This is a genomic window from Pseudomonas sp. HMSC063H08 (genome assembly GCF_001813645.1).
Taxonomy (GTDB): domain Bacteria; phylum Pseudomonadota; class Gammaproteobacteria; order Pseudomonadales; family Pseudomonadaceae; genus Pseudomonas; species Pseudomonas aeruginosa.
In genome coordinates, this window is record NZ_KV813331.1 from 1 (window position 1) to 4,881 (window position 4,881).

General features: G+C 60.8%; 5 protein-coding genes. All 5 read left to right on the plus strand.

Annotation, left to right across the window (positions count from 1 at the left end; all coding sequences use genetic code 11):
• Positions 1-355: 355 nt before the first annotated feature.
• From phnC to HMPREF2924_RS01750, 5 genes are read left to right on the plus strand one after another with little or no spacing between them, the layout of a single operon-like run.
• Positions 356-1,183, plus strand: a complete 828-nt coding sequence (phnC, locus tag HMPREF2924_RS01730) for a phosphonate ABC transporter ATP-binding protein (RefSeq protein ID WP_003118432.1) — start codon at positions 356-358, stop codon at positions 1,181-1,183.
• Positions 1,180-2,043 (plus strand): phosphate/phosphite/phosphonate ABC transporter substrate-binding protein, encoded by an 864-nt coding sequence (gene phnD, locus HMPREF2924_RS01735; RefSeq protein WP_010562501.1) that lies wholly within the window; start codon positions 1,180-1,182, stop codon positions 2,041-2,043. The genes phnC and phnD overlap by 4 nt, the downstream gene beginning before the upstream one ends.
• A gap of 8 nt (positions 2,044-2,051) precedes the next feature.
• Complete coding sequence (gene phnE, locus HMPREF2924_RS01740) at positions 2,052-2,879, plus strand: phosphonate ABC transporter, permease protein PhnE (protein ID WP_010466252.1); 828 nt, start codon at positions 2,052-2,054, stop codon at positions 2,877-2,879.
• Positions 2,880-2,887: 8 nt separating this feature from the next.
• Positions 2,888-3,898: a phosphonate dehydrogenase PtxD gene (ptxD, locus tag HMPREF2924_RS01745; protein WP_003127732.1), complete on the plus strand. Its 1,011-nt coding sequence runs from the start codon at positions 2,888-2,890 to the stop codon at positions 3,896-3,898.
• On the plus strand, positions 3,892-4,761 hold the full coding sequence (locus tag HMPREF2924_RS01750; RefSeq protein WP_003127731.1) for a LysR family transcriptional regulator: 870 nt from the start codon (positions 3,892-3,894) through the stop codon (positions 4,759-4,761). The genes ptxD and HMPREF2924_RS01750 overlap by 7 nt, the downstream gene beginning before the upstream one ends.
• The last annotated feature ends 120 nt before the right edge of the window (positions 4,762-4,881 follow it).

Here is a 4,881-nt window from a genome sequence, read left to right on the forward strand (position 1 = left end):
TCATCTGCTTCATCGGGAAACTCGGTGGGTGGAATCCGGGTATTTTGCCAAAATCTGGAAGTCTTCTTCAGAGTTTCCCTAGTGTGCGCTCTCTTGCTTGGATGGCATTACGTTCTGGCCCAACGTTACTGTAGCGAATCCGCAGCAGTATCAATCAAAGCCTCCTGTATCCCGCGTGAAGAAAGACGCTACGTTGCGCCCGTTCTTCCACGGCTTCGCTTGCCGCCCCGCTACGGCAGATTCGAAGTATTCATCGAAATGTCATCCTTTAGAAACAGTGCGTTAACAAGGAATTTCTACCCTTTGCATCGCGAACCGCAATTGTGCGGCCAGCAATATTGCGAAAGGTGATCAAATGACGCCCCATCCGATACAGGACGCCGTGCTGCGGGTCGACCGGTTGAGCGTCGTCTATCCAGGCGGCGTGACAGCCCTACGCGATACCTCGATTGCATTTCGGCGTGGTGAGTTCACCGTGCTGCTTGGTCTCTCGGGCGCAGGCAAGTCGACCTTGCTCCGTAGTCTCAATCGACTCGTCACGCCCACTGGCGGCAGTGTCACCAGCGAACTCGGTGAACTCGGCAGCGGCTCGGCCTTGCGTCAGCATCGTCGGCGTACCGCCATGATCTTTCAGCACCACCAGCTAATCGAACGTCAAAGCGCACTGGCTAATGTGCTTACCGGTCGGCTGGCCTTTCACAACACGCTCCGCTCGCTGTTTCCTCTGCCGCGTGCCGATCAGGAGATTGCGCTCAGTTGCCTCGCTCGGGTCGGTCTGGCAGACAAGGCGCTAAGCCGGGTGGACAAACTGTCCGGTGGCCAGCAGCAGCGGGTAGGCATCGCGCGTGCGCTAGCGCAACAGCCGGCGATCATTCTGGCCGATGAGCCGGTAGCCAGTCTCGACCCGGCCACTTCGGTCCGTGTTCTCGGATTGCTGCGCGACATCTGCAAGGAAGACGGCATCACCGCCATCGTTTCGCTGCATCAACTCGAATATGCCCGCCGCTTCGCCGATCGCGTCGTCGGGCTGGCCGATTCTCAGATCGTTTTCGATGCCGCGCCCTCGGAACTCACCGATGCGCAGCTTGAGCGCATCTATGCAGGCCGCTCTACGACTCAGCCAGCGAATGCTCCGGCTGAACCACCTGTCATGCTCGAACCTTCACTGGAGATGTCCCGATGAAACGCTTATCCGCGCTCTTATTGACTTGCTTGCTGTCCGCTGTTTCAAGTTTGTCCGCCCTAGCGGCCGATGCCGATCCGGATGTGCTAAAGGTTGCCCTGCTGCCGGACGAAAACGCCTCCGAGCTGATCAAGCGTAACCAGCCGCTGAAGGATTATCTGGAAGAGCATCTGGACAAGAAGGTGCAGCTGATCGTAACCACCGACTATTCCTCGATGATTGAGGCGATGCGCTTTGGCCGTATCGACCTGGCGTATTTCGGTCCGCTGTCCTACGTCATGGCCAAAAGCAAAAGCGACATCGAGCCCTTCGCTGCCATGGTCATCGACGGCAAGCCGACCTATCGCTCGGTGATTATCGCCAATGTGGCGTCAGGCGTGAATGAGTATGCCGACCTTAAGGGCAAGAAGATGGCCTATGGTGACCGGGCATCGACGTCCAGCCATTTGATTCCCAAAGCCGTGCTTCTTGAGACGGCCGGTTTGACGGGTGGGCAGGACTACGAACAACATTTTGTGGGCACGCATGACGCCGTTGCCGTCAACGTGGCGAACGGCAACGCCGATGCGGGTGGGCTGTCGGAGGTAATTTTCAATCACGCAGTCGAACGTGGCCTAATCGATCCGAGCAAGGTGAAAGTACTTGGTTACAGCGGCGAATACCCCCAGTACCCCTGGGCGATGCGCTCGAACCTGAGCCCCGAGCTGAAAACCAAGGTGCGGGATGTATTCGTCGGTATCGACGATCCCGAAGTGCTGCGCAACTTCAAGGCCGAGGCCTTCGCGCCAATCACCGACGCCGACTACGATGTGATCCGCAACATGGGATCGCTGCTCGGCCTCGACTTCGCCACGATGTGAGCACCGATATGTCTACTCATTACGACGTGCAGGCGCTGCCTGCAGAGCAACGCGAGCACATCCTTCGAGGCTTCGGCCTCGGTTGGTGGCGCCAGCTGGGGCAGGTGGCGATTGTATTCGGAGTGGTGCTGTTGGCCTGCTGGTACGTGGGGCTGCTCGATGCCACCACGCTGCTGAACGGGCTGCCCTCCATCGCGACCCTGGCAGGCGAGGCCATGCCGCCAGACTTTTCGGGCTATCGAAGCTGGATTCGCCCCTTGATCGACACCTTGGCGATGAGCATCGCCGGTACGGCCATCGCAGTGGTGTTCTCGCTGGTGGTGGCCTTCGTTGCAGCGCGCAATACGGCGCCGCACCCCCTTGTGTTCGGTGTTGCCCGGGTGCTGCTCAATGCCCTGCGGTCGGTGCCGGAGCTGATCATGGGCATCATCTTCGTTGCAGCCGTAGGGTTCGGCGCCTTGCCGGGCGTGCTTGCCCTGGGTCTGCATTCGGTCGGCATGGTCGGCAAGTTCTTCGCCGAGGCCATCGAGCACGTCGACGAAGCGCCGGTGGAAGCCGCTCGGGCGGCGGGGGCTACGCCGATGCAAGTGCTGCTGCACGCGGTTTTGCCACAGGTGACGCCGCAGTTCGCCGACGTGGCGATCTACCGCTGGGAATACAACTTTCGCGCCTCCACCGTGATGGGCATGGTTGGCGCCGGCGGTATCGGCTTCGAACTCATGGGCTCGCTGCGCATCATGCAGTACCAGGAGGTTGCAGCAATCCTGCTGGTCATCCTGGCCATGGTCACGCTAGTAGACGCCTTCAGTGGCGTGCTGCGCAAACGTTTCAAATAGGACAAACCATGCTGCCGAAACTCGTTATAACTCACCGAGTACACGATGAGATCCTGCAACTGCTGGCGCCACATTGCGAGCTGATGACCAACCAGACCGACAGCACGCTGCCGCGCGAGGAAATTCTGCGCCGCTGCCGCGATGCTCAGGCGATGATGGCGTTCATGCCCGATCGGGTCGATGCAGACTTTCTTCAAGCCTGCCCTGAGCTGCGTGTAGTCGGCTGCGCGCTCAAGGGCTTCGACAATTTCGATGTGGACGCCTGTACTGCCCGCGGGGTCTGGCTGACCTTCGTGCCTGATCTGTTGACGGTCCCGACTGCCGAGCTGGCGATCGGACTGGCGGTGGGGCTGGGGCGGCATCTGCGGGCAGCAGATGCGTTCGTCCGCTCTGGCAAGTTCCAGGGCTGGCAACCACAGTTCTACGGCACGGGGCTGGATAACGCTACGGTCGGCATCCTTGGCATGGGCGCCATCGGACTGGCCATGGCTGATCGCTTGCAGGGATGGGGCGCGACCCTGCAGTACCACGAGGCGAAGGCTCTGGATACACAAACCGAGCAACGGCTCGGCCTGCGCCGGGTGGCGTGCAGCGAACTCTTCGCCAGCTCGGACTTCATCCTGCTGGCGCTTCCCTTGAATGCCGATACCCAGCATCTGGTCAACGCCGAGCTGCTTGCCCTCGTACGGCCGGGCGCTCTGCTTGTAAACCCCTGTCGTGGTTCGGTAGTGGATGAAGCCGCCGTGCTCGCGGCGCTTGAGCGAGGCCAGCTCGGCGGGTATGCGGCGGATGTATTCGAAATGGAAGACTGGGCTCGCGCGGACCGGCCGCGGCTGATCGATCCTGCGCTGCTCGCGCATCCGAATACGCTGTTCACTCCGCACATAGGGTCGGCAGTGCGCGCGGTGCGCCTGGAGATTGAACGTTGTGCAGCGCAGAACATCATCCAGGCATTGGCAGGTGCGCGCCCAATCAACGCTGCGAACCGTCTGCCCAAGGCCGAGCCTGCCGCATGTTGAATCCGGTCTGGCTGAAGAGCCTGGTAGCGATCGTTCAAACAGGCAGTTTTCAGAGCGCGGCGAGGGCGTTGGGGCTGGCCCAGCCGACGGTGTCGCAGCACTTGCAGAAGCTTGAAGAGCAGGTCGGCGTAACGCTGGTGCAGCGCAGTCGTAGCGGCTGCCAGCCTACCACACGGGCGCTGGCCTTCATGCCGCATGCGACCGCCTTGCTCGACATGCACGCCCGGGCGCTAGAAGCCCTGCATGGCAATCGTGAGCGCGTCGGGGCCAGCTCCAACATCGGCACCTACCTTCTCCTGCCATTCGTGCGCAACTATCTGACGACCGCAAATGAGAGGGGCGAGGTGGATCTGCGCATCGCCGCCAACCCGGATGTGGCCGACCAGCTACTGGCGGGCCAGCTCGACGCCGCGATCATGGAATGGTGGCTACCTCACCCCGACTTCGAACACCGCCTCTGGCGGGTCGAGCCGCTGGTGCTTATCGTCAGCCCCGACCATGCGCTGGCTGAAGCAGGGTGCATAGAACGTGATCGTCTGGTGGACCTGCCGATGCTGGGAGGTGAACCGGGTAGCGGTACCGGACGGCTTCTGACCGAATACTTTGGCGAACTGGGCGTGCCTCGCAGCGGTATGCAGCTAGGCAGCACCGAGGCAGTCAAACAAGCAGTGAGGGCGGGACTCGGCGTGTCGTTGGTGATGGCTTCCGCAGTACAAGACGAAGTTCGCAGTGGCGCGCTGGTAGCTCTTCCCATCCCGGGGCTTGAAAAGCGTCTCCAACTGATCTGGCGCAAACCTCCCGGAAATCTGCACCCGCCGGGATTTGTGCGGCACTTATTGGAGGAGGCAGATCTAGCTGGATAAGGTGATGGATGGTTGCGATCCAGCGCTTGGCTTGTCAGCCTAGGGAAACTCTGAAAAAGACTTTCTGATTTGGCAAAATACCGCGACCCCACCCACCGAGTTTCCCGATGAAGCAGATGA